This is a genomic window from Rhizobium nepotum 39/7 (assembly GCF_000949865.1).
Lineage (GTDB): Bacteria > Pseudomonadota > Alphaproteobacteria > Rhizobiales > Rhizobiaceae > Agrobacterium > Agrobacterium nepotum.
Genome location: NZ_JWJH01000019.1, coordinates 136,464 through 160,124, shown reverse-complemented (window position 1 = coordinate 160,124; position 23,661 = coordinate 136,464). Strand labels below are relative to the sequence as shown.

General features: G+C 59.8%; 23 protein-coding genes. 11 read left to right on the top strand and 12 right to left on the bottom strand.

Annotated elements, in window-relative coordinates; genetic code table 11:
• Positions 1-236 precede the first annotated feature (236 nt).
• Positions 237-1,526, bottom strand: a complete 1,290-nt coding sequence (gene urtA, locus RS75_RS19470) for an urea ABC transporter substrate-binding protein (RefSeq protein ID WP_045023516.1) — start codon at positions 1,524-1,526, stop codon at positions 237-239.
• A 367-nt stretch (positions 1,527-1,893) separates the two neighbouring features.
• Complete coding sequence (locus RS75_RS19465) at positions 1,894-2,091, bottom strand: DUF2735 domain-containing protein (protein WP_052679715.1); 198 nt, start codon at positions 2,089-2,091, stop codon at positions 1,894-1,896.
• Between the two features lie 480 nt (positions 2,092-2,571).
• Here RS75_RS19465 and RS75_RS19460 point away from each other — a divergent pair, with 480 nt between their 5' ends.
• From RS75_RS19460 to RS75_RS19440, 5 genes are all read left to right on the top strand, one after another.
• Positions 2,572-3,606: a glutamine synthetase beta-grasp domain-containing protein gene (locus tag RS75_RS19460; RefSeq protein WP_045017676.1), complete on the top strand. Its 1,035-nt coding sequence runs from the start codon at positions 2,572-2,574 to the stop codon at positions 3,604-3,606.
• A gap of 217 nt (positions 3,607-3,823) precedes the next feature.
• Positions 3,824-4,594, top strand: a complete 771-nt coding sequence (locus RS75_RS19455; protein ID WP_045023515.1) for an SDR family oxidoreductase — start codon at positions 3,824-3,826, stop codon at positions 4,592-4,594.
• A 43-nt stretch (positions 4,595-4,637) separates the two neighbouring features.
• Entirely contained in the window at positions 4,638-8,045 is a 3,408-nt protein-coding gene (locus tag RS75_RS19450; RefSeq protein WP_045023513.1) for a hybrid sensor histidine kinase/response regulator, read from the top strand.
• Entirely contained in the window at positions 8,042-8,971 is a 930-nt protein-coding gene (locus RS75_RS19445) for a response regulator (RefSeq protein ID WP_045023511.1), read from the top strand. The genes RS75_RS19450 and RS75_RS19445 overlap by 4 nt, the downstream gene beginning before the upstream one ends.
• Positions 8,972-9,251: 280 nt before the next feature.
• Complete coding sequence (locus RS75_RS19440; protein WP_045023509.1) at positions 9,252-9,788, top strand: AAA family ATPase; 537 nt, start codon at positions 9,252-9,254, stop codon at positions 9,786-9,788.
• A 122-nt stretch (positions 9,789-9,910) separates the two neighbouring features.
• On the opposite strand, the gene RS75_RS19435 is transcribed toward RS75_RS19440, so the two are convergent.
• The 6 genes from RS75_RS19435 to RS75_RS19410 all read right to left on the bottom strand — a co-directional run bounded on the left by RS75_RS19435 (position 9,911) and on the right by RS75_RS19410 (position 15,568).
• Entirely contained in the window at positions 9,911-11,029 is a 1,119-nt protein-coding gene (locus RS75_RS19435) for a branched-chain amino acid ABC transporter substrate-binding protein (protein ID WP_045023507.1), read from the bottom strand.
• A gap of 117 nt (positions 11,030-11,146) precedes the next feature.
• Positions 11,147-11,500, bottom strand: a complete 354-nt coding sequence (locus tag RS75_RS19430) for a DUF6867 family protein (RefSeq protein WP_045023506.1) — start codon at positions 11,498-11,500, stop codon at positions 11,147-11,149.
• Positions 11,501-11,669: 169 nt separating this feature from the next.
• Positions 11,670-12,398 carry an ABC transporter ATP-binding protein gene (locus RS75_RS19425; RefSeq protein WP_045023504.1) on the bottom strand — a complete coding sequence of 243 codons (729 nt, stop codon included), beginning with the start codon at positions 12,396-12,398 and terminating at the stop codon, positions 11,670-11,672.
• Positions 12,398-13,264: an ABC transporter ATP-binding protein gene (locus RS75_RS19420; RefSeq protein WP_045023502.1), complete on the bottom strand. Its 867-nt coding sequence runs from the start codon at positions 13,262-13,264 to the stop codon at positions 12,398-12,400. Before RS75_RS19420 ends, RS75_RS19425 begins: the two co-directional genes overlap by 1 nt.
• Positions 13,264-14,616: a high-affinity branched-chain amino acid ABC transporter permease LivM gene (gene livM / locus RS75_RS19415; protein WP_407691575.1), complete on the bottom strand. Its 1,353-nt coding sequence runs from the start codon at positions 14,614-14,616 to the stop codon at positions 13,264-13,266. The genes RS75_RS19420 and livM overlap by 1 nt, the downstream gene beginning before the upstream one ends.
• Positions 14,617-14,665: 49 nt before the next feature.
• The gene (locus RS75_RS19410; RefSeq protein ID WP_045023499.1) at positions 14,666-15,568 is read right to left on the bottom strand and encodes a branched-chain amino acid ABC transporter permease; all 903 of its coding nucleotides are present in this window, start codon (positions 15,566-15,568) and stop codon (positions 14,666-14,668) included.
• A 347-nt stretch (positions 15,569-15,915) separates the two neighbouring features.
• Between RS75_RS19410 and cysQ the strand changes: the two genes are divergently transcribed.
• The 4 genes from cysQ (at position 15,916) to RS75_RS19390 (ending at position 19,116) form a co-directional block, all read left to right on the top strand.
• Positions 15,916-16,707: a 3'(2'),5'-bisphosphate nucleotidase CysQ gene (cysQ, locus tag RS75_RS19405; protein ID WP_045023496.1), complete on the top strand. Its 792-nt coding sequence runs from the start codon at positions 15,916-15,918 to the stop codon at positions 16,705-16,707.
• 386 nt (positions 16,708-17,093) lie between these two features.
• Positions 17,094-18,137: a DUF2793 domain-containing protein gene (locus RS75_RS19400; RefSeq protein WP_045023493.1), complete on the top strand. Its 1,044-nt coding sequence runs from the start codon at positions 17,094-17,096 to the stop codon at positions 18,135-18,137.
• A gap of 191 nt (positions 18,138-18,328) precedes the next feature.
• On the top strand, positions 18,329-18,604 hold the full coding sequence (sciP, locus tag RS75_RS19395) for a CtrA inhibitor SciP (protein ID WP_004430042.1): 276 nt from the start codon (positions 18,329-18,331) through the stop codon (positions 18,602-18,604).
• A 230-nt stretch (positions 18,605-18,834) separates the two neighbouring features.
• On the top strand, positions 18,835-19,116 hold the full coding sequence (locus RS75_RS19390) for a GNAT family N-acetyltransferase (protein WP_045023489.1): 282 nt from the start codon (positions 18,835-18,837) through the stop codon (positions 19,114-19,116).
• 151 nt (positions 19,117-19,267) lie between these two features.
• Here the strand turns inward: RS75_RS19390 and RS75_RS19385 are convergent, their stop codons facing one another.
• Positions 19,268-19,471, bottom strand: coding sequence for a DUF1059 domain-containing protein (locus RS75_RS19385; RefSeq protein ID WP_045023488.1), 204 nt, complete (start codon positions 19,469-19,471; stop codon positions 19,268-19,270).
• Between the two features lie 313 nt (positions 19,472-19,784).
• Positions 19,785-20,135, bottom strand: coding sequence for a flagellar export protein FliJ (locus RS75_RS19380; protein ID WP_045023487.1), 351 nt, complete (start codon positions 20,133-20,135; stop codon positions 19,785-19,787).
• Between the two features lie 479 nt (positions 20,136-20,614).
• Here RS75_RS19380 and ctrA point away from each other — a divergent pair, with 479 nt between their 5' ends.
• Together ctrA and RS75_RS19370 are read left to right on the top strand one after the other, a co-directional pair.
• A complete protein-coding gene (gene ctrA / locus RS75_RS19375) occupies positions 20,615-21,319 on the top strand; it encodes a response regulator transcription factor CtrA (protein ID WP_045023486.1) in 705 nt (234 codons plus the stop codon).
• An 82-nt stretch (positions 21,320-21,401) separates the two neighbouring features.
• On the top strand, positions 21,402-21,917 hold the full coding sequence (locus RS75_RS19370; protein ID WP_045023485.1) for a GNAT family N-acetyltransferase: 516 nt from the start codon (positions 21,402-21,404) through the stop codon (positions 21,915-21,917).
• Between the two features lie 36 nt (positions 21,918-21,953).
• On the opposite strand, the gene RS75_RS19365 is transcribed toward RS75_RS19370, so the two are convergent.
• Both RS75_RS19365 and RS75_RS19360 read right to left on the bottom strand, forming a co-directional pair.
• Positions 21,954-23,000 (bottom strand): alpha/beta hydrolase family protein, encoded by a 1,047-nt coding sequence (locus RS75_RS19365; RefSeq protein ID WP_045023484.1) that lies wholly within the window; start codon positions 22,998-23,000, stop codon positions 21,954-21,956.
• A 118-nt stretch (positions 23,001-23,118) separates the two neighbouring features.
• The gene (locus RS75_RS19360; RefSeq protein ID WP_045023483.1) at positions 23,119-23,646 is read right to left on the bottom strand and encodes a GNAT family N-acetyltransferase; all 528 of its coding nucleotides are present in this window, start codon (positions 23,644-23,646) and stop codon (positions 23,119-23,121) included.
• Between the last annotated feature and the right edge of the window lie 15 nt (positions 23,647-23,661).

Sequence of the window (23,661 nt, the reverse complement as noted above, 5' to 3'; positions counted from 1 at the left end):
CGCCACCCCCCTCTGTCCTGCCGGACATCTCCCCCACAAGGAGGGAGATCGGTAAGACGCGCCTGCATTGCTCAATCTCGAACGACGAGAAGGGCGAAACCTTGCCGCAAATCGATCTCCCCACCTGTGGGGGAGATGCCCGGCAGGGCAGAGGGGGGCGTTCTGGCTCAGTTTTCAACTATCGGAGAACAAATTGCCCGCCCCCCAAACAAGGGGGCGGCAACCGTCCCCGTTTATCAGCTACCCTTGCCGCCGCACTTGCCCGTGGCGACATTGAAGTTGCCGCAGGACATCGGCTTGCGCCAATCCGAGATCAGGTCCTTCGAATCCGGCAGGTAGTCGGACCATTCGTCGCCCACGACCTGCGGGGTCTGCTGCACGATTTCGAACTGGCCGTCGGCCTGGATTTCGCCGATCAGCACCGGCTTGGTGATGTGGTGGTTAGGCATGACGGTGGAATAACCGCCCGAAAGGTTTGGCACCGAAACGCCGATGATGCTGTCGAGAACCGCGTCCGTATCGGTCGTGCCGGCGGATTCCACGGCCTTTACCCAGGCGCTGAAGCCGATATAGGCGGCTTCCATCGGGTCGTTCGTCACGCGCTTGTCGTTCTTGGTAAACGCATGCCAGGTCTTGATGAACTCGGCGTTGACCTCGGTATCGACGGACTGGAAGTAGTTCCAGGCGGCAAGGTGGCCGACCAGCGGCGTCGTATCGAGACCGGCCAGCTCTTCTTCGCCGACCGAGAAGGCGACGACCGGAATATCCTCGGCCTTGATGCCCTGGTTCGCCAGTTCCTTGTAGAACGGCACGTTGGCATCGCCGTTGATGGTGGAAACCACGGCGGTCTTCTTGCCGGCCGAGCCGAACTTCTTGATGTCGGACACGATCGTCTGCCAGTCGGACTGGCCGAACGGCGTGTAGTTGATCATGATGTCCTCTTCCTTGACGCCCTTGGACATCAGGTAGGCCTTCAGGATCTTATTTGTGGTCTGCGGATAGACATAGTCCGTGCCGGCCAGAACCCAGCGCTCGACGCCTTCGGTGCTGGCGAGATAATCGACGGCCGGAATGGCCTGCTGGTTCGGCGCAGCACCGGTATAGAAGATGTTGCGGGAGGATTCCTCACCCTCATACTGCACGGGGTAGAACAGGAGGGAATTCAGCTCCTCGAAAACCGGCAGTACGGATTTGCGCGACGAAGACGTCCAGCAGCCGAAAACGGCGGCGACCTTGTCCTGCGAAATCAGCTGGCGGGCCTTTTCGGCAAATAGCGGCCAGTCCGAAGCCGGATCGACCACGACGGCTTCCAGTTTCTTGCCGAGAACGCCGCCCTTCTTGTTCTGCTCGTCGATGAGCATCAGCATGGCGTCCTTCAGCGTCGTCTCTGAAATCGCCATGGTGCCGGAAAGCGAATGCAGCACGCCGACCTTGATCGTGTCATCGGCGGCGAATGCGCCGTGGAAGGCAGTGGTGGACATGATCGCGCCAAGCAGCGCGGCGCTAAGCGTCTTGCGGAATATCATCGGAAGAACCCCTCTCCTTGTTTAGCCCTCGTCGGGCCTCAGCGGTATCGTTGACCGCTGCTGGAAGGGACTATCGATCTCGTGGGTGAGAAACCGTATACGTCAATTGACGTAGGCGGGGTGGCGAAAGGTGCAGAAGGGGAGATTTGGGGGGAGCGCGAAAGAATGAAAACACATTCTCGCTCCAATCAACGCTTGCCCGTGGAGCAAGGGAGCGCCGCTTGTTTCTTCTCCCCGCCGGGGAGAAGGTCGCGGCAGCGGGATGAGGGGGCGAGGTTAGATATAGACTGAGAGGTTGCCCCCTCATCTACCCCTTCGGGGCATCTTCTCCCCGGCGGGGAGAAGAAATAAGCGGCAACGTCTCATATCAAGCGTGAGGCTTGTCGTCCCGATCTTCGTCACGGATCGCGTCGTCGTGATACCAGGAGCCAAAGTCGATATGCGGCGCTTTCGCCTGTTCCTCGAGATCGCTCTTGCGGAACTTGGGAACGCCAGCGCGCCCGCCGACCGGGAATTGGTAGATCGTTGCCGTTTCGCGATGAAAGCCAGTTGCCATATCGAACATCTCACTTTGTTTGCATCGAAGCACTTTGGTCTTGAAGCAAACCCGCAAAGATCGGATTCGCTCCATCTGATTAAAAAAAAATCACGTTGCAAAAAATATAGGCATTAAATGGTCGTTCGGCAAGGAAAACCATTCCGGAAGCGCCGGTTTTTGGGGCAAATGCCGATCCGTCGCTCGCAATCGAAAACATTGCACCGCAACAGGGCATTTTAGGCGATGCTACCCGCTATCTGTTAGGAATCACTGACGAAACATTGGGGTTCGATTTGTCTGCCGCAGCGCAGCACGAGTGGACGACGGCCATATCGGCCCCATTGGCCTCACGCGCGCCTGAAAGATTTTTCGAAGAATTCGCAAAACATCGCCAATCTGGCACGCGGCATGCATCTAACCCGTCAGCCCTTGAACGCGAAAGCGCTTCCGGCGGCGAAAGCCACCGGGGCCTCAAGGCTTCGCATCTTTACCTATGAGAGGTTCGTAATGACTAAGTTCAAACTCGAGTACATCTGGCTTGACGGTTATAAGCCGGTCCCTAACCTGCGCGGCAAGACACAGGTCAAGGAATTCGACGAATTCCCGACGCTCGAGCAGCTGCCGCTTTGGGGTTTTGATGGCTCGTCCACCCAGCAGGCCGAAGGCCACTCGTCGGATTGCGTGCTGAAGCCCGTTGCGATCTATCCCGATCCGGCCCGCACCAACGGCGTGCTCGTCATGTGCGAAGTCATGATGCCTGACGGCGTCACCCCGCATGCATCGAACAGCCGCGCGACCATCCTCGACGACGAGGACGCATGGTTCGGTTTCGAACAGGAATATTTCTTCTACCAGGACGGCCGTCCGCTCGGCTTCCCCGAGCAGGGTTACCCGGCTCCCCAGGGTCCGTATTACACCGGCGTCGGCTTCAAGAACGTCGGCTCGGTTGCCCGCGAAATCGTTGAAGAACATCTCGACCTCTGCCTCGAAGCAGGCATCAACCACGAAGGCATCAACGCCGAAGTGGCCAAGGGTCAGTGGGAATTCCAGGTATTCGGCAAGGGCTCCAAGCGCGCCGCCGACCAGATCTGGATCGCCCGCTACCTGCTGGTACGCCTTTGCGAACAGTACGGCATCGACGTCGAATTCCATTGCAAGCCGCTCGGCGATACCGACTGGAACGGCTCCGGCATGCATTGCAACTTCTCCACCAAGTTCCTGCGTGAAGTTGGCGGTAAGGAATATTTCGAAGCCCTCATGGCCGCTTTCGCCAAGAACTGGCAGGAGCACATCGACGTTTACGGTCCGGACAACCATCTGCGCCTGACCGGCAAGCACGAAACCGCTCCGTGGAACAAGTTCTCCTACGGCGTTGCCGACCGTGGCGCTTCGATCCGCGTTCCGCACTCCTTCGTCAACAACGGTTACCGTGGTTACCTCGAAGACCGCCGTCCGAATTCGCAGGGCTGCCCTTACCAGATCGCTTCCGTCGTTCTGAAGACGATTGCAGAAGTGCCGCTCGCAAAGTCGGCTGCTGCCTGATAAACCAAGACATGGCGTCGCCCCGAGCCGGGCGACGCCATTTTTGTGTCCACCGAACCACCGGACCGGACAGGTGACCTTTCGCCATCTGCCCAGCGCGGCATAGTCTTCCCTATGCGCAAATTCAAATGTTGCGTGGCTTTGAGCAACCGCATCGGCTTTTGCGAAAACCGCTACGCGCTTTTCGATCCGATGCTCTGAAGCAAAAAGGTGAGCGATGGGCATTCTCGACAAGTTCTCTCTCGAAAACCGCATCGCCGTCATCACCGGCAGCGGCCGCGGCCTCGGTTTCGAAATCGCCAGCGCCTTTGCCGAAGCTGGCGCCCATGTGTGGCTGACCGGCCGTAATGCACAGACGCTGGAACAGGCGGTCGGCATTCTTCGGCAAGCGGGTGGAAAGGCCGATTATGCGGCCTTCGATATCGCCGATACCGCCGCTGGAAGCGCCCTTATCCGCCGCATCATGGACGAGTTCGGCCATCTCGACATTCTCGTCAACAATGTCGGCGCGCGCGACCGCCGCCCGCTTGCCGAATTTAATGACGAGGACGTGCTGGACCTTATCCGTACCGACCTCACCTCCTCCATCTCGCTGTCGCGCGACGCGGCTGAAGCGATGAACACCAACGGCTACGGCCGCATCATCACCATCACCTCCATTCTCGGCCATATCGTCCGCCCGGGCGATGCGATCTATCCCGTTGCCAAACAGGGGCTGACCGGGCTGATGCGCGCCATCGCCGTGGAATATGGCGCGCGTGGCATCACCAGCAACGCAATCGCCCCCGGCATGTTCGCCACGGAAACCAACGCCGCCCTTTCCGAAAACCCTGAGATGGTCGCTTTTGCAAAGCTGCGCGTGCCGCTGGAGCGCTGGGGCAGGCCGGATGAAATCGCCGGCGCGGCCCTGTTCCTGGCCAGCGACGCGGCCTCCTTCGTCAACGGTCATGTGCTGACGGTGGATGGCGGCATGTCGGTGCGGCTATGAGGATAACGGGACCCACTTTGCGGAAAGGCGCTGGATATTAGGCATGGCCGCACGGCAACGCATCATCCCCGTCAGGCGCGAATATAACCGCTGGGTCGCCAACCAGACGCTGGAAGATTATGCGCTGCGCTTCACCGCCAAAAGCGCCCGGCAATTTTCGTCGAACCGCATTTCCCACACCGCCATCGGCGCGATTTCCTTTCTGGCGCTGGAAGCCATCGGCGGCGCGATCACGCTGTCCTACGGCACCACCAACGCCTTTTACGCCATCATCGTCGCGGCCGTCGCCATGCTTGCCGTCGGCCTGCCGATCAGCCGCTATGCCATTCGCCATGGCGTCGACATCGATCTTCTGACGCGCGGCGCAAGTTTCGGTTACATCGGCTCCACCATCACCTCGTTGATCTACGCCTCCTTCACCTTCATGCTTTTCGCCATCGAGGCGTCGATCATGTCCGGCGCGCTGGAACTGGCACTCGGCATTCCCCTGTGGATCGGCTACATCATTTCCGCCGTCATGGTCATTCCGCTCGTCACCCATGGCGTGCGCCTCATCAGCCGCTTCCAGATCATCACCCAGCCCTTCTGGATCGTTCTGAACGTGCTGCCCTTCATCTTCATCGCTTTGATGGACTGGGAAAAATATGATCTCTGGCGGGCCTTTGCCGGCATTCATCATGCCTCCGGCCCACCCGGCACCCTGGCGGATTTCAATCTGGTCGAGTTCGGCGCGGCTTCCGCCGTCATCCTCGCGCTGATGTCGCAGATCGGCGAACAGGTGGACTTCCTGCGCTTCCTGCCCGCCGAAGGCCAGAGCAGGCTTCGCCACCGCATCGCCGTCTTTCTGGCGGGTGCGGGCTGGGTCGTCGTCGGCGTGCCGAAGCTTCTGGCCGGCTCCTTCCTGGTGGTGCTGACCTTCAGTTCCGGCGTTTCCGTGGACCGCGCCGCCGATCCGGCCCAGATGTATCTGACCGCCTTCGGCTACATGATCCCCAACCACACGGCCGCCATGCTGCTGATGGTCGCCTTCGTGGTCGTGTCGCAGCTGAAGATCAACGTCATGAACGCCTATGCGGGCTCGCTCGCCTGGTCCAACTTCTTCTCGCGCCTCACCCACAGCCACCCCGGCCGCGTCGTCTGGCTGGTCTTCAATGTGGCGATCGCGCTGCTGTTGATGGAACTCGGCATCTACCGCCTGCTGGAAGAAACGCTCGGCATCTTCTCCATCATCGCCATGGCGTGGCTCTGCACCATTTCCGCCGATCTTTTCATCAACAAGCCGTTAGGCCTTGCCCCACCCGGCATCGAGTTCAAACGCGCCCATCTCTACGATATCAATCCGGTCGGCGTCGGCTCCATGGCGCTTTCGGCCACCATCGCGCTGATGGCGCATTTCGGCACCTTCGGCGCACTCGCCGCCTCGCTCGCACCCTATCTGACCCTCATCGTCGCCTTCATCGCCTCGCCGCTGATCGCCTGGGGCACGAAGGGCAAGTTCTATCTGGCCCGCAAGCCGCGGCAGAAATGGCGCGAGCTGAGCGCCATCACCTGCTCGATCTGCGAACACCCGTTCGAACCGGAGGACATGGCATGGTGCCCGGCCTATGCCGCGCCGATCTGTTCGCTCTGCTGCTCGCTGGACAGCCGCTGCCATGACATGTGCAAGCCGAAAGCGAAGCTGAATTATCAGGTCGCGACCGTCGCGAAATCCTTCCTACCCCATCAACTGGTGGCGAAGCTCGCCACCCGGCTCGGGCGTTACGGCATGGCGGCGGCGATTGCCGTCACCGCCATCGGCGGCATATTGGCGCTGATCGCCCATCAGGTCGGCACCGCCTCGCCGGAAACCGCTGATGTGGTCAACCGCACCATCCTCGTCGTGTTTTTCGTCTTCGCGGTCATCGCCGGCATCGTCTGCTGGTTCCTCGTTCTTGCCCATGACAGCCGGGTGGTGGCGGAAGAGGAATCCTCGCGCCAGAATACGCTGCTCCTGAAAGAAATCGCGGCCCACAAGAAGACCGACGCCGCCCTTCAGGACGCCAAGGAAACGGCCGAGGCCGCCAACCGCGCCAAGAGCCGTTACGTGGTCGGCCTCAGCCACGAATTGCGCACCCCTCTCAATGCCGTGTTAGGTTACGCCCAGATCCTCGAACGCGACGAGACCATTCCGCCGCCCCGGCAATCGGCCATCAAGGTCATCCGCCGCTCCGCCGACCATCTCTCCGGCCTGATCGACGGGCTTCTGGATATCTCCAAGATCGAGGCGGGCCGGTTGCAGGTCTATTCCAACGAGATCAACATTCAGGATTTCCTCGACCAGATCGTCGACATGTTCCGCCCGCAGGCGCAGGCCAAGGGACTGGAATTCCGCCATGAGCGCACCCGCGCTTTGCCGCAATATGTGCGCACGGACGAGAAGCGCCTGCGCCAGATACTCGTCAACCTGCTTTCCAACGCCATCAAGTTTACCGATGAAGGCAGCGTCACCTTCGATGTCGCCTATCGCAGCCAGGTCGCGAGCTTCACCGTGTCCGACACCGGGCGCGGCATCGCCGAGAAGGACCTTCCCCGCATCTACGAGCCCTTCCAGCGCGGCGAGGCCGAAAGCGTGCGGCCCATGCCAGGTCTCGGCCTCGGGCTCACCATCACAAGGCTTCTGACCAATACGCTCGGCGGCGAGATTTCGGTCTCCAGCGAAAAGGACGAGGGTTCCACCTTCCGCGTCCGCCTCATGCTGTCCGCCATTCACCGGCCAAGCACAGCGCCTGCGCTGGAAAAGACCATCCGTTCCTATTCCGGCCCGCGCCGCACCATCGTCGTGGTTGATGACAATGAGGATCACCGCGAGTTGATGCGGCAGGTGCTGGTGCCGCTGGATTTCGTGGTGCTGACCGCCCAGAGCGCACCGGAATGCCTGACCCTGATCGAAGGCGTGAAGCCGGATCTCTTCCTCATCGATATTTCCATGCCCGGCATGACCGGCTGGCAGCTCGTGACGAAGCTGCGCGAAGCCGGCCAGACGGCCCCGCTCATCATGCTCTCCGCCAATATCGGTGACGGCGCTATTGCCAGTGGGAGTGGAAGTGCTGGCGAAGACAATCACAACGACGCCATCGCCAAACCGGTCGATATCCGCCAGCTTTGCGACAGGCTCGCCGTTCATCTCGGCCTGAAATGGGTTTACGATACGGACCTGCCTCCGGCACCCGCACCGCAGCCACCGGCGCAGATCGTCCATCCGGGCGTAATTCATATCAAGGATTTGCAGCGGCTCGGCGAAATAGGCTACATACGCGGCATAGAGGCGAAACTCGCCGATCTTGCCCGCAACACGGATAACCTACCCTTTACGCAAGAGCTTGGCGCCTATGTCCAGGCCTTCGATCTGGCCGGTTACGCCCATTTTCTCAAGCGGTTTGAAGATAGCGACAGGGGAGACGGCAAGGCATGAGCGGGCCAGGTGCGGCACTGCCGAGAGACATCGTATTGCTGGTGGATGACAGCCCCGAAACGCTCGGTTTCCTGACCGAAGCGCTGGAGCAATCCGGCTTTTCGGCGCTGATCGCCACCTCGGGTCAGGCCGCACTCAACATTGCCGAACGCATCACCCCCGATATCATCCTGCTCGACGCCGTCATGCCGGCCATGGACGGTTTCGAGACCTGCCGCCGCCTGAAGGCCAATGCGGCCGTGGCGCAGGTGCCGGTGATTTTCATGACCGGGCTGACGGAGACCGAACATGTAGTGCGGGCGCTGGAATCCGGCGGCGTGGATTATCTGACCAAGCCGATCAATATCGATGAGCTGCGCGCCCGCATCCGCGTTCACCTCTCCAATGCCCGCTCGGCGCAGAGCGCCCGCGTGGCGCTCGATGCCGCCGGCCGCCACCTGCTCGCCGTGCGCGCCAATGGCGCCATCCACTGGTCCACACCGCAGGCGACGAGGCTGGTCAACGCCGCCACCGGCCGCGATGATGGGCTGGAGATCGTCGTTGCCCATATTTCCGGCTGGCTTGCAGACAGGGCGTCGGTGGATGCCGTCCGTGACGCGCCGCTGACGATCACAGAGGCCGGGCGTCCCGCCCTGCAACTCTCCTTCCTCGGCGCGATGGGGCCGGACGAATACCTCTTCCGCCTGACCGCCGCCAACGAGAAATCCGACGACCATCTGCTCAAAAGCCATTTCGCCCTGACGACGCGGGAATCGGAAGTGCTGCTATGGATCGCCAAGGGCAAATCCAACCGCGATATCGGCGATATTCTCGGCCTTTCCGCCAGAACCGTGAACAAACATCTGGAACAGATCTATGTGAAACTCGGCGTCGAAAACCGCGCCTCCGCCGCCGTCAAGGCCGCGCATATCCTGCATCAGGGGTGAATAGCAACGCGTGATGTGGTAGGGTTTCGCCAACATATATTTTCCGCTTGAGCGCAGAGCACCAATTTATTGGCCGAGTGAGGGCCGCTTGTTTCTTCTCCCCGCCGGGGAGAAGGTGGCCCGAAGGGTCGGATGAGGGGGCACCCTCACCGAATATCTCTACCCTCGCCCCCTCATCCCGCTGCCGCGACCTTCTCCCCCTCGGGGAGAAGAAACAAGCGGCGACGCCGCAGACCATTCCTCGAATATCCCCCTAAAACCCGACCAAGGAGGACCTCCCATGGACCGTTTCATCATTCTCTCCGGCTGTTCCGGCGGCGGCAAGTCCACCCTTCTTGCCGAGCTTGCCCGGCGCGGCTTTGCAACCGTCGAGGAGCCGGGACGCCGCATCGTCATTGAGGAGACCCGTGATAATGGCACCGCCCTGCCCTGGATCGACATCGAGGCCTTTGCCCGCCGGGCGATCGCCATGGCCCTCGAAGACCGGCAGAAAGCACCATCAGACGGCCTCGTCTTTTTTGACCGCGGCCTGATCGACGCCGCCTCCGCACTTCACCATGTGACCGGTGACACTTTCATCGAAACGCTGCGGCACGCACATCGCTACAACAGGCTGGTCTTCCTGACCCCGCCCTGGCCGGAAATTTACCGGGGCGACAGCGAGCGCAAGCATGGTTTCGATGCTGCGGTCGAGGAATATGAACGCCTGCTGCGGGACTATGCCCGGCTGGACTATGAAACGGTGATATTGCTGAAAGCTACGGTTTCGGAACGCGCCGATATCGTGCTGGAGAGACTGGCGGCGAAAAGCGGGTGAGACGGGATGTGCAACGGCTATTCGGGGCTAAGTGCCCCGCAAACCCGGCAGCCGCTCCGCCGTAAAAGCAAAAAAGCCCGGCATCGCTGCCGGGCTTCGATGGATTATGATCCGGCTAAGACTTACGTCCCTTGCTGGATGTAGGTGAACTTGCCGTCCGGGCCCTTCTTCCACTCGTACATGACGTAGCCGGGAAGCTTCGGGTCGCCCTTTTCGTCGAAGGAGATTTCGCCGAGCGCGGTCGGGAAGGAGCCCTTCTTCAGAGCTTCGGCAACCTTTTCCGGCTCAACGGAACCGGCAGCCTTTGCGGCACCTGCGATCGCCTGCAGCGCTGCATAGGAGTAGAGCGTGTAGGCTTCCGGGTTGAAGCCGGCGGCCTTGAACTTCTCTACCAGTTCCTTGTTTTCAGGACGCAGCGTCGGATCGGGACCGAAGGTGTTGAGCGTGCCTTCGACGGCGTCGCCGGCGATGGAGGCCAGTTCGTTCGAGACGATACCGTCGCCCGAAACGAGCTTTGCCTTGAGGCCCTGATCGGCCGCCTGGCGGATGATCAGGCCGGCTTCGGTGTGCAGGCCACCCCAATAGATGACCGTGACGCCGGCTTCCTTCATCTTGGAGATCAGCGCGGAGAAGTCCTTGTCGCCGACATTGACGCCTTCATACATGGCTTCCGTCACGCCGGCCGCATTGGCTGCCTTCTTGGTTTCATCGGCAAGGCCCTGACCATAAGGGGTCTTGTCGTGAATGATGGCGACCTTGGCGTCCTTGAAGTGGTCGGCCAGATACTTGCCGGCGATGCCGCCCTGCTGGTCGTCACGACCGCAGGTGCGGAAGGTGTTCCACAGGCCGCGCTCGGTAAAGACCGGGTTGGTCGCGGCCGGCGTCACTTCCAGAATGCCGTTTTCCGCGTAAACTTCGGAAGCCGGAATGGAAACGCCGGAGTTGAAGTGACCGATGACGAATTTCACGCCGTCGGCAACGAATTTGTTGGCGACCGAGATACCCTGCTTGGGGTCGGATACGTCATCGCCGAGGACGATCTTGATCTGCTCGCCATTGATGCCGCCGGCGGCATTGATGTCTTTCGCAGCCTGTTCGGCACCCTTCTGGATCTGAGCGCCGAAAGCAGCATTCGGGCCGGTCAGCGGTGCGCCGACAGCGATCACGACGTCGGCCCAGGCCGAACCGCCAAACGCGACCATGGCGGTCAGCGCAACAGCGGAAAGAAGAGACTTCTTCATTATTTTACTCCCAGTTCCTTGGATGGGTTGATTGCAAGGACCTGTTCAGTACCCACCTTCACCGAACAGAAATCGTTCCACTTTAACGAGTATTTTGCAGCCGGAAGAATCCGCCTGTCAATCTTTCTTCTTGTAGGAGAATGCCGACGTCCTGTCGTAAAGCCAATAGTAGTTATTGACCATCTGGCTCGTCCGACGCATGCGGAAACCGATGCTGGAAAATGCCAGAAGAAGCACGACGTCAAACACGTAGTAAAAGCCGTTGATGAACGGCCCGTTGAAGAGCGCGTAATGCAGAAACCGCATGACGCACCCTAATGCCAGCGTGTAGATGACCACACGCGGATAATCGCCCCAGCTATCGGCCACGGATTTCCCCGTGCGCCACGCCGTCCAGAAACCCAGAAGAACAACCAGTGCGCGCAGAATATAACGCACGCCGCTATCTGTTTCGAAAAAAAGGCCCTGCATCGCTTTCCCCATCAGTGCCGGGCGTGAATGCCCAGACCCTGCCTTGTCTGTCGTCCCGCCGTTTTCCCGGCAGGCATTTTATTGTTTGCATCCCGCCACTTGCCCCCAGGGCCGACAGGACACCGTTTGCAGTCTTGCGCCGCAAAATCCCCGGCGCAAGTAAAATCTTTCAGTGCCGTCCGCCTTCCAGATAAGCGGCGCGCACCTGCGGATCGGCGAGCAGTTCCCTGCCCGAACCGCTCATCGTCACCTTGCCGTTGACCATCACGTAAGCGCGGTCGGAAAGCTTCAGCGCGGCAAAGGCGTTCTGCTCGACGAGGAAGACGGTCAGCCCCTCCTCCTGGTTGAGCTTCTTGATCGCCTCGAAGATGCCCTTGACGATCAGCGGCGCGAGACCCAGCGAGGGTTCGTCGAGCAGCAGAAGCTTCGGCCTTGCCATCAGCGCGCGGCCGATGGAGAGCATCTGCTGCTCGCCGCCGGAAAGCGTGCCGCCGCGCTGGCTCTGGCGTTCTTTCAGCCGCGGGAACATGACGAAGATTTTCTCGACGTCCTCTTTGAAATATTTGAGGTTGTCGAGATTGGCGCCCATCTGCAGGTTTTCCAGCACCGTCATGCGCGGGAAAATCCGGCGGCCTTCGGGAGACTGGGCGATGCGCCTGCGGGCGATGAGATGTGTCGGCAGATGGGTGATATCCTCGCCGTCGAAGGTCACCTGGCCCACCCGCGCCTGCGGGCTGCCGCAGATCGTCATCATCAGCGTCGATTTGCCGGCGCCGTTGGCGCCGATCAGGCTGACGATCTCGCCCTTGTTGACCTCGACATCGACACCGGCCAGCGCCCGGATGTTGCCATAATAGGTTTCGACACCCTGTACTTTGAGAAGCGGTTCACCGGACATCAGGCCGCTCCTCCGTCGAGTTCTTCCGCAATCACGTCTTCCACTTCATCATCCTCGACACCCAGATAGGCGGCGATGACCTTCGGGTCGTTTTTCACATGGTCCGGCGAGCCGTCGGAAATCTTCTGGCCGTATTCCAGAACCACGACGTGGTCGGAGATCTGCATCACCACCGACATGTCGTGCTCGATCAAAAGCAGCGACGTACCTTCATCGCGGATGCCGCGCAGCAGCGCGTTGAGCGCCAGCGATTCCTTGGGGTTGAGACCGGCCGCCGGTTCGTCGAGGCACAGAAGCTCCGGCCCCGTGCACATGGCGCGGGCGATTTCCAGACGGCGCTGGGCGCCATAGGGCAGATCGCCGGCCGGATCGTCGGCGCGCTCGGTCAGGTCGGCCTTGTCCAGCCAGTATTTGGCTTTCTCGATCGAGGCATCCACCGCCCGCCGGTAGGTGGGCAGGCCGAGAAGGCCGAGAATGGTGTAGCCGGAGGCCCTCATCAGCGCATTGTGCTGCGCCACCAGCAGGTTTTCCAGAACCGTCAGGCCTGAAAACAGGCGGATATTCTGGAAGGTGCGCGCCACCTTCGCCTTCTTGGTGATCTCGAAATCCGGCAGGCGCTCCAGAAGATGCGCCTCGCCGGTTTGCTGACGCATGGTGATCATGCCCATCGTCGGCTTGTAGAAACCGGTGATGCAGTTGAAAACCGTGGTCTTTCCGGCCCCGTTCGGGCCGATCAGCGCGGTGATCTCGCCACGCTTCGCCTCGAAGGAGAAGTCGTTGATGGCCATCAGGCCGCCGAAGCGCATCGAGAGATGTTCGACCTTGAGGATCGTGTCAGTTGTCATTGTTGTCGTTCCGGAAGCCATCAACCGTGACCTTCCTTGGTAAAGCTGCCGGAAACGGCCTTGCGTTTCTTGAGGAAGGCCGTGGGTTCACGCGAGCCGACGAAACCGCGCGGCTTGAACAGCATGACGATGACCATGGCGAGGCCGAAGAGCAGCATGCGGTAGAGTTCCGGCGTGAAATCCGGTCCGAAGACATGTTTCAGGAACTCCATTTCGCGCAGAAGCTCCGTACCGCCGACCATGACGAGGGCGGCAATGGCGATACCCGTCAGCGACCCCATGCCGCCGAGAACGACGATGGCAAGGATGACGGCCGATTCCAGGAAGACGAAGCTTTCCGGCGACACGAAACCCTGGCGCGCGGCGAAGAACGAACCGGCGAAACCGCCGAACATCGCCCCCGTCGCAAAGGCGGTGAGCTTGGTGATGACGGTGTCGATGCCGAGCGAACGGCAGGCGATCTCATCCTCACGCAACGCTTCCCACGCCCGGCCGATCGGCATGCGGCGCAGCTTTATGGTGACATAGGCCGTCAGCATGCACAGAAGCAGGATCACGTAGAACAGGAAGATCTTGTAATAGGCCGACGACATTGGCAGGCCGAAGGCCTTGGCGAAATTGTTCGGCGCGCTGACATCGAAGGACCAGATGCCGAAGACCGAGGCTTTGGCGATGCTGGAAATGCCGAAAGTGCCCTTGGTCACGGCCGTCCAGTTCAAAAGCACGAGACGGATGATTTCACCGAAGGCAAGCGTGACGATCGCCAGATAGTCACCGCGAAGCCGCAGCACGGGAAAACCGAGGATGACGCCCCAGAAGCCCGCCAGAATGCCGGCAAGCGGCAACAGCACCCAGAAGGACAGGCCGAAATAGCTTGACAGCAGCGCATAGGAATAAGCGCCCACCGCGTAGAAGGCCACGTAACCCAGATCGAGCAGGCCGGCCAGACCGACGACGATGTTGAGGCCCCAGGCCAGCATCACGTAGATCAGGATCTGGATGCCGAAATTGTCGACGAATTTCAGGGAACCCTGAAAGCCGAACAGCTGAACGGCGATAATGGGGTAAAGCAGCAGCAGAACCAGCGCGATTTTCAGGAAGTGCTTGTGGAAAAAGCCCTTTTCCTCGGAGATTTCCAGAATGCCGCTTTTTGCCTTGGCAAGCCGGCGACGATCCAGAGACGGCTTGATGAAGCCGACCACGAGGAAGCGGCCGATAGCGGCGATGGCGACGAAGATCGCCAGAAGCCCCCAGCGGGTGCCCCAGATGAGCTGGTTGTTGATATCCTGATAGGTGACGATGCCGACGTAAAGAATGAACATGCCGAACGAGACAACGCCCGCAATCAAGCCTTCTTTCACGGCCGCCGCCATCGGGCTTGGGCTGGAAGTATCGGTTTCGGAAGCGATATTGGTCATGGGATCACACCTTCTCGACTTCCGGACGACCGAGAATACCGGTCGGTTTGAAGACCAGCACGAAAGCCAGGATGCCGAATGCCGCAACATCCTTGTAGGCGATGGAGAAATAGGCCGACCACAGGGATTCGATGAGACCGATCAGCAGACCGCCGAGCACAGCGCCCGGAAGCGAGCCGATGCCGCCGAGAACGGCTGCGGTGAAGGCCTTGACGCCGGGGATGAAGCCGTCGCTGAACGACGCCACGCCGTAATACATCAGATACATCGAACCGGCCACGGCGGCGAGCGCCGCGCCCATGATGAAGGTAATGGAAATCGTCTTATCGACATCCACGCCCAGAAGCGCCGCCATCTTGCGGTCCTGTTCCGTGGCGCGCTGCGCCCGGCCGAGCGGGGTCTTGTTGACGATGTACCAGAAGGCGAAGAGCAGTACGGAGGTCACCACCATGATGATCAGCTGCTTCAGCGAGACCGTGACGGAGCCGAAATGATAGTTTTCCGTCACCATGGACGGGATCGGCTTGTTGCGCGGACCCTGCGTCACCTGGATGAAGTTGGACAGCGCGATCGACATGCCGATGGCGGTGATCAGCGGTGCGAGGCGGAACGAACCTCTGAGCGGACGGTAGGCGACGCGTTCGATGACCCAGTTCCACAGGCCGGTCATCAGCATGGCGACGACCATCATCAAAAGCAGGAGAAGCGCCACCGGAATACCGGCAAAAAACGATGTTGCGATCAGAAAAACGATCAGCGCGGCAAAACCGCCAAGCATGAAAATATCGCCATGGGCAAAGTTGATCATGCCGATGATGCCGTAGACCATCGTGTAGCCAATTGCGATGAGGCCGTAGATCGATCCAAGAGTCAGCCCGTTGATGAGCTGCTGGATAAAATACTCCATGTCTTTCCCCTGGGCATGACCTCAAATGAGCCACGCCTCGTTTATGTTAATTATAGAGGGAACCCTTTCAGGCAGCCCCCCACCTGCAAAATCCATATCGTGTTCGCTAAAAATGTGAAGTCAAAAACGGGCGATCCTGCACAAAATTTGGAATTTCCACATCCGCTGCCCTTTTCCCCATCAAATAAGCCATGATTTTGGCAGGAAGTGCTAAAAAAACGGCGTCCGAACCCTTATTTAAGCATTGCCTGACGCATTGTACGCCGCATTGTTTGACGGACGGCGGGCAAAGGAGTAGCGACATTGAAGATCGCAATATTCCGTCACGAGATGGCAACGGCACAGAGATGATCGACATATTGACGAAAGCGGCGCTGGACGCCGGACAGGCGATCATGGCGGTCCATCGCGCTGGCCCGCATGTGTCCTACAAGGATGATTGCTCGCCGGTGACAGAAGCCGATCAGCGCGCCGAGACGATCATTCTCGAGGCGCTGGCCGCCCATTTTCCCGAAATCCCGGTGATAGCCGAAGAAGCGGTCTCGAACGGCATCCTGCCGGAGACGGGCACGGAATTCTTTCTGGTCGATCCGCTTGATGGGACCAAGGAATTCATTTCCGGCAAGGATGACTTCACCGTCAATATCGCCCTGATCCGAAACGGCGTTCCGGTCGCCGGTGTGGTTTACGCCCCCTGTCGCGGGCAAGCCTGGACCGGCAAGGACGACAGCGCCGAAAAGCTCGCAATCTCCGGCGAAGGCGCGATCCTTGCGCGCCACCCCATCCGTGCGCGCCGACGCGGCGCATCTCCGGTGGCGCTGATCAGCCGCTCGCATTGCACCGCGAAAACGGAAGCCTTCGTGGCCGAACACGGCCTGAAGGACTGTATTTCCGTCGGTTCCTCGCTGAAATTCTGTATGCTCGCGGAAGGCGTCGCCGATATCTATCCCCGCTTCAGCCGCACCATGATGTGGGACACGGCGGCCGGCGACGCCGTGCTGCGCGCCGCCGGCGGCCGAACGCTCGATTGTGAAGGCCGTCCGCTTACCTATGAGGTGAGAGGCGACAGTGAGGATGCGCTGGCCAACCCGGATTTTATTGCCGAGGGCGCAATGGCGGCGGTGGAAATCGCGGGATAGGTTTGCGGCGAAGCGGCGGTGCTGGCTTGGGTGATTGGGCGTTTTTAGACGTTCGCCTCGGTGTATGCGGCTTACCCCCCTCTGCCCTGCCGGGCATCTCCCCCACAAGGAGGGAGATCAGCAAGATGCGCTACCACCGCTTCGTTCTCAAACGTCGAGATTGACGGGACCTCGCCACGAGTCGATCTCCACCCTTGTGGGGGAGATGCCCGGCAGGGCAGAGGGGGGTGAAGCCGCATACACCGAAGCAAAGACATCGCCTCTCCCGCTCGCCCACAACCACTAAACACACTCCCGCCGAAGCCGCCAAAAATAATTTCATCCCCGCTCATCCCCGCCGCATCACAATCGCTGGCGAACGGCAAATCGAGCGCGGAAGAGACATCATGACGGAACAGACGGCGAGACTTCGGCTTCCTTACATCCTGCCCTCGCAGGCGCAGAAACATGTCACCCATAACGAGGCGCTGCAAAGGCTGGACGCGATTGTGCAACTGGTCATCGGGGACGTGGTCGCCGCACCGCCTGACAATTCCCCGGAAGCCGATTGTTTCCTCCTGTCCGTGGACGCCGCCGGCGACTGGGCCGGCAAGGGCGGAAAGCTCGCCTTCCGGCAGGATGGCGCGTGGCTGCTGATCACGCCGCAGCCCGGCTGGACGGCGTGGTTTGCCGCTGAGAACAAACACCGCGTCCTGCGGGACGGCGCATGGCGGGACATGCCGCTGCCCGCGACAGGCAGGTTCGAAAGGCTCGGCATCGGCACGCAGGCCGATGCCGCCAACCGCCTGGCGCTTGCCTCCCCCGCCAGCCTCTTCAGCCACGCCCAAGAGGATGGCAGCCACCGCATGACGATCAACAAGGCGGCGAAGGCCGATACCGCATCGCTGCTGTTCCAGTCCGGCTGGAGCGGACGCGCGGAAATTGGCCTTGCCGGCAATGACGGTTTTTCGATCAAGACCAGCACGGACGGCGTTTCCTGGCGCACCGCCCTAGTCTGCGGCGGCGACGGCAGGGTCTCGATGCCCAACCGGCCCGTGGTTCTGGCGGGCCTGCCGGCGGGCACGACGAAGCCGGCTAACGGTTCGGCGGCGGGGTTTTCCCTGCTCTTCATCGATGAGGGTGGTTTTAGTCTGGGCGATCCGGTCGGAACCGGCGGCGGAAAGGAACTCGTCGTTCCCGCAAAGGGCCTCTATCTGGCCATCCTGTCGCTTGCCTTGGTGTCCTCTTCCGGCCACCGGGTATCGCTTGCCGTGAATGGCGCAGCAGGTGACCTCAGCGTGGCCGGCAATGCATCCAATGCCGGCGCCTCGCAGTCGGCCACCGTCATCCTTGCCCTCAATGCTGGCGACCGCCTGAGGCTGCTGCATGGGGGCGTGGCGGAATTTACCCACGGCAGCGGAAAAACGTGCCTTTCGCTTGCGGCGCTGTGAAGCAAACAACCGATGGGCGATAAAAAATGCGATTTTTGGAAAAAATTTTTCCCGGCAAAATAAGGCGACTCGAACAAATCAGGCGAAACCGTTCAAATTCTTAATAAATTGTCACGAGCTGCTTAGTCAATTTTTAAAGGTACCGGGATAAAGTTCCCGTCATATGGTCTTGAGTTTGTATAGAGTGTCCAATGACCGAAATGATACGCCCACGAGTTAAATATGTCATCGGCCCCGATGGCAGCCCTCTGACGATTGCGGATCTTCCGCCTGCCAATACCCGTCGCTGGGTCATTCGCAGAAAGGCGGAGGTGGTTGCAGCGGTTCGCGGAGGACTGTTGAGCCTCGAGGAAGCCTGCGAGCGTTATACGCTTACCGTCGAAGAGTTCCTGTCCTGGCAGTCTTCGATTTCCGATCATGGCCTTGCCGGCCTGCGCACCACGCGCATCCAGCAATATCGTCACTGATATCGCACGCGCGAGCCCAACGCGCCGAAGCCGGATTTTCAAAAACCCCGCCGGACCATCGACGGGGCTTTTGGATTGATGTCGGGTCTTCCCGAAAGAAGCATGTCCGCCCACTTTGGTAAAAACCATTGTCGCCGGTTTGTGTCCGCTGCGTTTACATTCCCGCTGTTTCAATTCAGGCGCGAGCCGTTACAGTGGCGAATACGAGCAGCAACAAGGAGGCGCAAACCATGGACATCCTCAGCACAGAAACCGGATCGCGCGGCGAATATTCGGCAACCGTCGACGGCCATACGGCGGAGATGACCTATTCCCGCACCTCCCCTTCCCTTGTTATCATCGACCATACCGGCGTACCCGATGCCCTGCGCGGCAAGGGGGTCGGTCAGGCGCTCGCGGCCCACGCGATCGACGAGGCCCGCAAGGGCGGATGGAAAATCATTCCGCTCTGCCCGTTCTTCAAAGCCCAGACGCTGCGCCACCCCGAATGGGCGGATGTTATTCAGGGGTAGGTCAGCTCCATCTTCAGCCTGACAGCAGAATAATCACAAGCGGCGCGGCGTATTTCTTCTCCCCGCCGGGGAGAAGAAGCGAGCGGCCTACACTCGACCCCTCGCAATCGTTCCAAGACCGCGTTATTCATACAAGGGCATCGTCCACCCGTTACGCCGCCTTCAGCGGCGGTGTCCCGGCATGCATGCTCCTGCGGATTTCCTCGCGGAACTCGGGCGTATCCTTTGCGCCGTGCACCGTCATCGCATGTTGGACGGCCGCTTCCATAAGCTCCTCCGGCGTATCGGCGGAGATGGCGATCGAGCATTTGCTGTCGCTCGGGAATTCACGGCAATCGATATATTGGCGGGCCATTTGTTTTCCTCCCTGCGTCTGGCCCACCCGCGTTCGCGCGGAACGCGCGTGGGACAAGCCTCCGGCTCTCGGTCGGAACCCCGTTAAATTACGCCTTTCCCCAACCCCGGACAATCGAAATCCCGGATGCCCCCGGCCCCTTGTCACTCTGGGGAAAATCTTGCCTGGAAAAGGTTGGCGGTTCGCCAAAGTGAAAGGCCGCCACAAAGGGCGGCCTCTCAAAAAAACACATGGCATCCCGTCATTGAAAGACGCCTCCTGATCCACTGGCAGCCGTCAATGAGGACGATCATATCTGATCTTGCGCCGATATTCAGGCGCGGGCGCGGATCGCTCCGTCGCGGTTTTCCAGTGCCGCCGCCTTTTCATATTCGGCCTGCACCTCTTCCAGAGAAGCCTCCGCGGCCTCCTGCTGGGCCTTCAGTTCCCGGATCGAGACCTGAAGATTGTCCGCCCGCTGACGCGCGGCCTTGGCGAAGGTCGGATAGGCAAAATGTGTCGGATCGGTAATTCCAGACTTGGTCTCCTCAAGAGAGATCTGATGCACCAGTTCCTTTGCCATCCGTTCAAACTCGGACATCATCTGCTGCAACTGCTGCAATTGCCGACGTTTTTCGTTGACCTGAAATTCCTTCAGGCGAACCAGGCTGTCACGCGACTTCATACGCAATACTCCATGGATAGCGAGACCCGGATCAAAAAGGCACTATGCCCCCTGATCGGCCCGTTTAACCCGCCCGTTCAACCGGCCGGGTTAACCCGTTGTGCCGGAATGATTCCCAAAAGTTACCGGGCGTTAATAAAAAAACGCCGCCGTTAACCTTTCGTTTACGGGCATCGTTAATGATAAACACGATCATTTAAGGGTCGGTAAATGCCAGGTCCAAAAAACGGGCCAGACGATGTAAGAGTCGATTGAATCACTTAGCGCGATATCCTCACGTTAAGCTTCAATTTTGGCGATGGTGGATTCACGTGCAAAAACAGCAAAATGCCTACTTTGCTTAATAAATTCGATACACCTTGCCAAAGGCAATTAGAATTTGTTAACCATTTGGTGGCAGCCTGCAAATCAGGCAACGTCTGGATCCGCATCGCGCGAGGCAATGATTTACCAATCTGCGGGCGGCAAAGGGGATAATTATGCGGGTTCTACTTATTGAAGACGACAGCGCGACAGCGCAGAGCATCGAACTGATGCTCAAGTCGGAAAGTTTTAACGTCTACACGACCGACCTCGGTGAGGAAGGCGTGGACCTCGGTAAGCTCTACGATTACGACATTATTCTTCTCGACCTCAATCTTCCCGACATGTCGGGTTACGAGGTCTTGAGAACCTTGCGCCTTTCCAAGGTCAAGACACCGATCCTCATCCTCTCCGGCATGGCCGGCATCGAGGACAAGGTTCGCGGTCTCGGCTTCGGCGCAGACGACTATATGACAAAGCCCTTCCATAAGGACGAGCTTGTTGCCCGCATTCACGCCATTGTCCGCCGTTCCAAGGGCCATGCGCAATCGGTCATCTCCACCGGCGAGCTGATCGTCAATCTCGATGCCAAGACGGTTGAAGTGGGTGGCCAGCGCGTTCACCTGACCGGCAAGGAATATCAGATGCTTGAGCTGCTTTCGCTGCGCAAGGGCACGACGCTGACCAAGGAAATGTTCCTGAACCACCTTTATGGCGGCATGGACGAACCGGAACTGAAGATCATCGACGTCTTCATCTGCAAGCTGCGCAAGAAGCTCGCAAACGCCGCAGGCGGCGCGAATTACATCGAAACCGTCTGGGGTCGTGGTTATGTGCTGCGCGAGCCGGATGCCGCCGCGGAATTTCTCGAAACCGCCTGATCCTTTTCAGGGTATGGCAGTTTTTAAAAAACCCGCTGGTGACAGCGGGTTTTTTCTTGCGATTTCATGATTGGGTAGTGCCATGGATCATTCTATCCCCACCCTCAGGACCGAACGCCTGACTTTGCGCCCGCAGGTCATGGCGGATTTCCCCGCCTATCGGGATTTCATGGCGTCCACCCGCTCCATCGGCGTCGGCGGGCCATACGATCTGCCCTCGACCTGGGGCGTTTTCTGCCACGATCTGGCCAACTGGCACTTTTTCGGCCACGGCGCGCTGATGATCGAACTTGGCGAAACCGGGCAATGTATCGGCCAGGTCGGCATCAATCACGGCCCGCTGTTTCCGGAAAAAGAACTGGGCTGGCTGCTTTACGACGGCCAGGAAGGCCGCGGTTATGCTGCGGAAGCCGCTTCTGCACTGCGCGACTGGGCGTTTGAGACCCTGAAACTGCAAACGCTGGTCAGCTATGTCTCGCCGCACAACAGCAAATCCGCAGCGGTTGCGCAGCGCCTCGGCGGCATTCTCGACCCATCGGCACCACGTTCCGACCCCGAAGACCTTGCCTATCGGTATCATCAGATCAACGCGGTTTGAAAAACAAGACGCCGCGCGACGTCTCAAACACCCATCTTAATGCATTTCCACTTTCAGGAAGCCGACAATCGCCTCCGCGATCTGCCGGTGGATGGCTGCGCGGTCCCTGCCGCCGCCATCACGGCAGACGAAACCTTCTCCCGGCGAAAGCTCCTCGACGATTTTTTTGCCGTTTGGCTTGCATATCTGCATGAAGCTGAAGTGGCTGGCATCCGGTATTTCCCGATAAACCGTCGTCACCTTTGGCAGATGCCCGGCGATATATTCCGAATCGGCCTTGATGGCGGCAATCTCGGGCGTTTCCACACCGGCGGCCAGAACCAGAACCGGCACGTCCACCCGTTTTAGCGTTTCCGGCAGAAAACCGGCGGCCGGGCCAAGGTCGAGCGCGACCACCGCGCGGATGCGAACATCGCTCAAATCCATCGAAAGGCGTGGATCGGCCTTGCCCTCGTTAACGATTCCGACCTTGCCCAGCATCCGCGGCGCCTTGCATTGCGGCAAAACTTTCTCCGTTTTGCAGTCTTTTAGAGCGAGATCGGCGCTGTAGCGGGCACCAGTCAGCTCCATCGCGGTCCAGCCTCCAAGAGAATGGCCAATCACGGCGATGCGCGTCCTGTCGATTTTGCCGGCGAGCTGGTCATTGTCGAGCAGCGCCGTCAGCGTTCTGCTGATATCGCGCGGCCGTTCCCACAACGGGACGATCTCCGCCGCATTCTCTTCAGTGAATGATTCGCCGGCGTGATCCGGCGCGGCCACGACATAACCCTGCTGCACAAGCTCTCCGGCAATCCAGTTCAGATTGCGCCAGCTTCCGCCGAAACCGTGAGACAGCAGCACGAGGGGGCGGGAACCGGCCAGAAACGACGCACCAGATTGGACCTCGAGACCATAGAAGGCCGCGTTTTCACCCACGATCTCGCTTTTCCCGGACGCCGCAGCCGGATACCACAATGACAGGTTCAGCTTTCTCGCCCCGGCATCATCGGGCAATTCAAGTTGTTTGAAACCAACGGCGGTTTCCGCCATTGCGGGCGCAGCGATGGAGAGGATGGCGATTGCGACCAGAAAAATATAGCGCATGTGAAGCTCCAGGAGTTGATCTTGGACCAACCCTTGGTTCAAACCGCCACCGCCCGAGACCTCAAACAGGTTTCAGGTCGTCCTGAAACGCGATCGAGACGGCCGGCCGCAAGCCGCGCTAAATCTCCACCATCCGCTCGAAAAGCCGGACCGGGCTGTCCCTGAACGTCGTGTCGCGAAACGGGCGAAAGCCGAAACGGGCGGCGATGGCGAGCGAAGGGGTGTTGAGCGGATCGATCATGCAGACGGTGCGCTGCGAAATCCCGCTGCTGTCGAACCACTCCGTTGCCGCCGCCACCGCTTCCGTCGCCACGCCCTTGCCGGTCAGTTCCGCGTCGATTTTCCACATCGCCTCGGGCACGCCATCAAAATCGGTCCCGTTTCCACGGCGCATATGGGCGAAACCCACCTCACCCACGATACGTCCGGTGCTTGCCTCCTCCACGACAAAGGGGCCGAAGCCGAAAGCGGACCAATGGCCGATGAAGCGTAAAAGCCGGGCAAAAGCGAGTTCAGGGTCGAGCGGAGCAATCGATCTGACCCCTTCGATGGGGTGAACGTCCGCGCCCCAGAACGCGCGATAAAGCGCTTCATCCGTGATGACGTGCGGCCGCAAGACGAGGCGAGCGGTTGTCAGACGTGTCATGAACCTGTTCCCCGG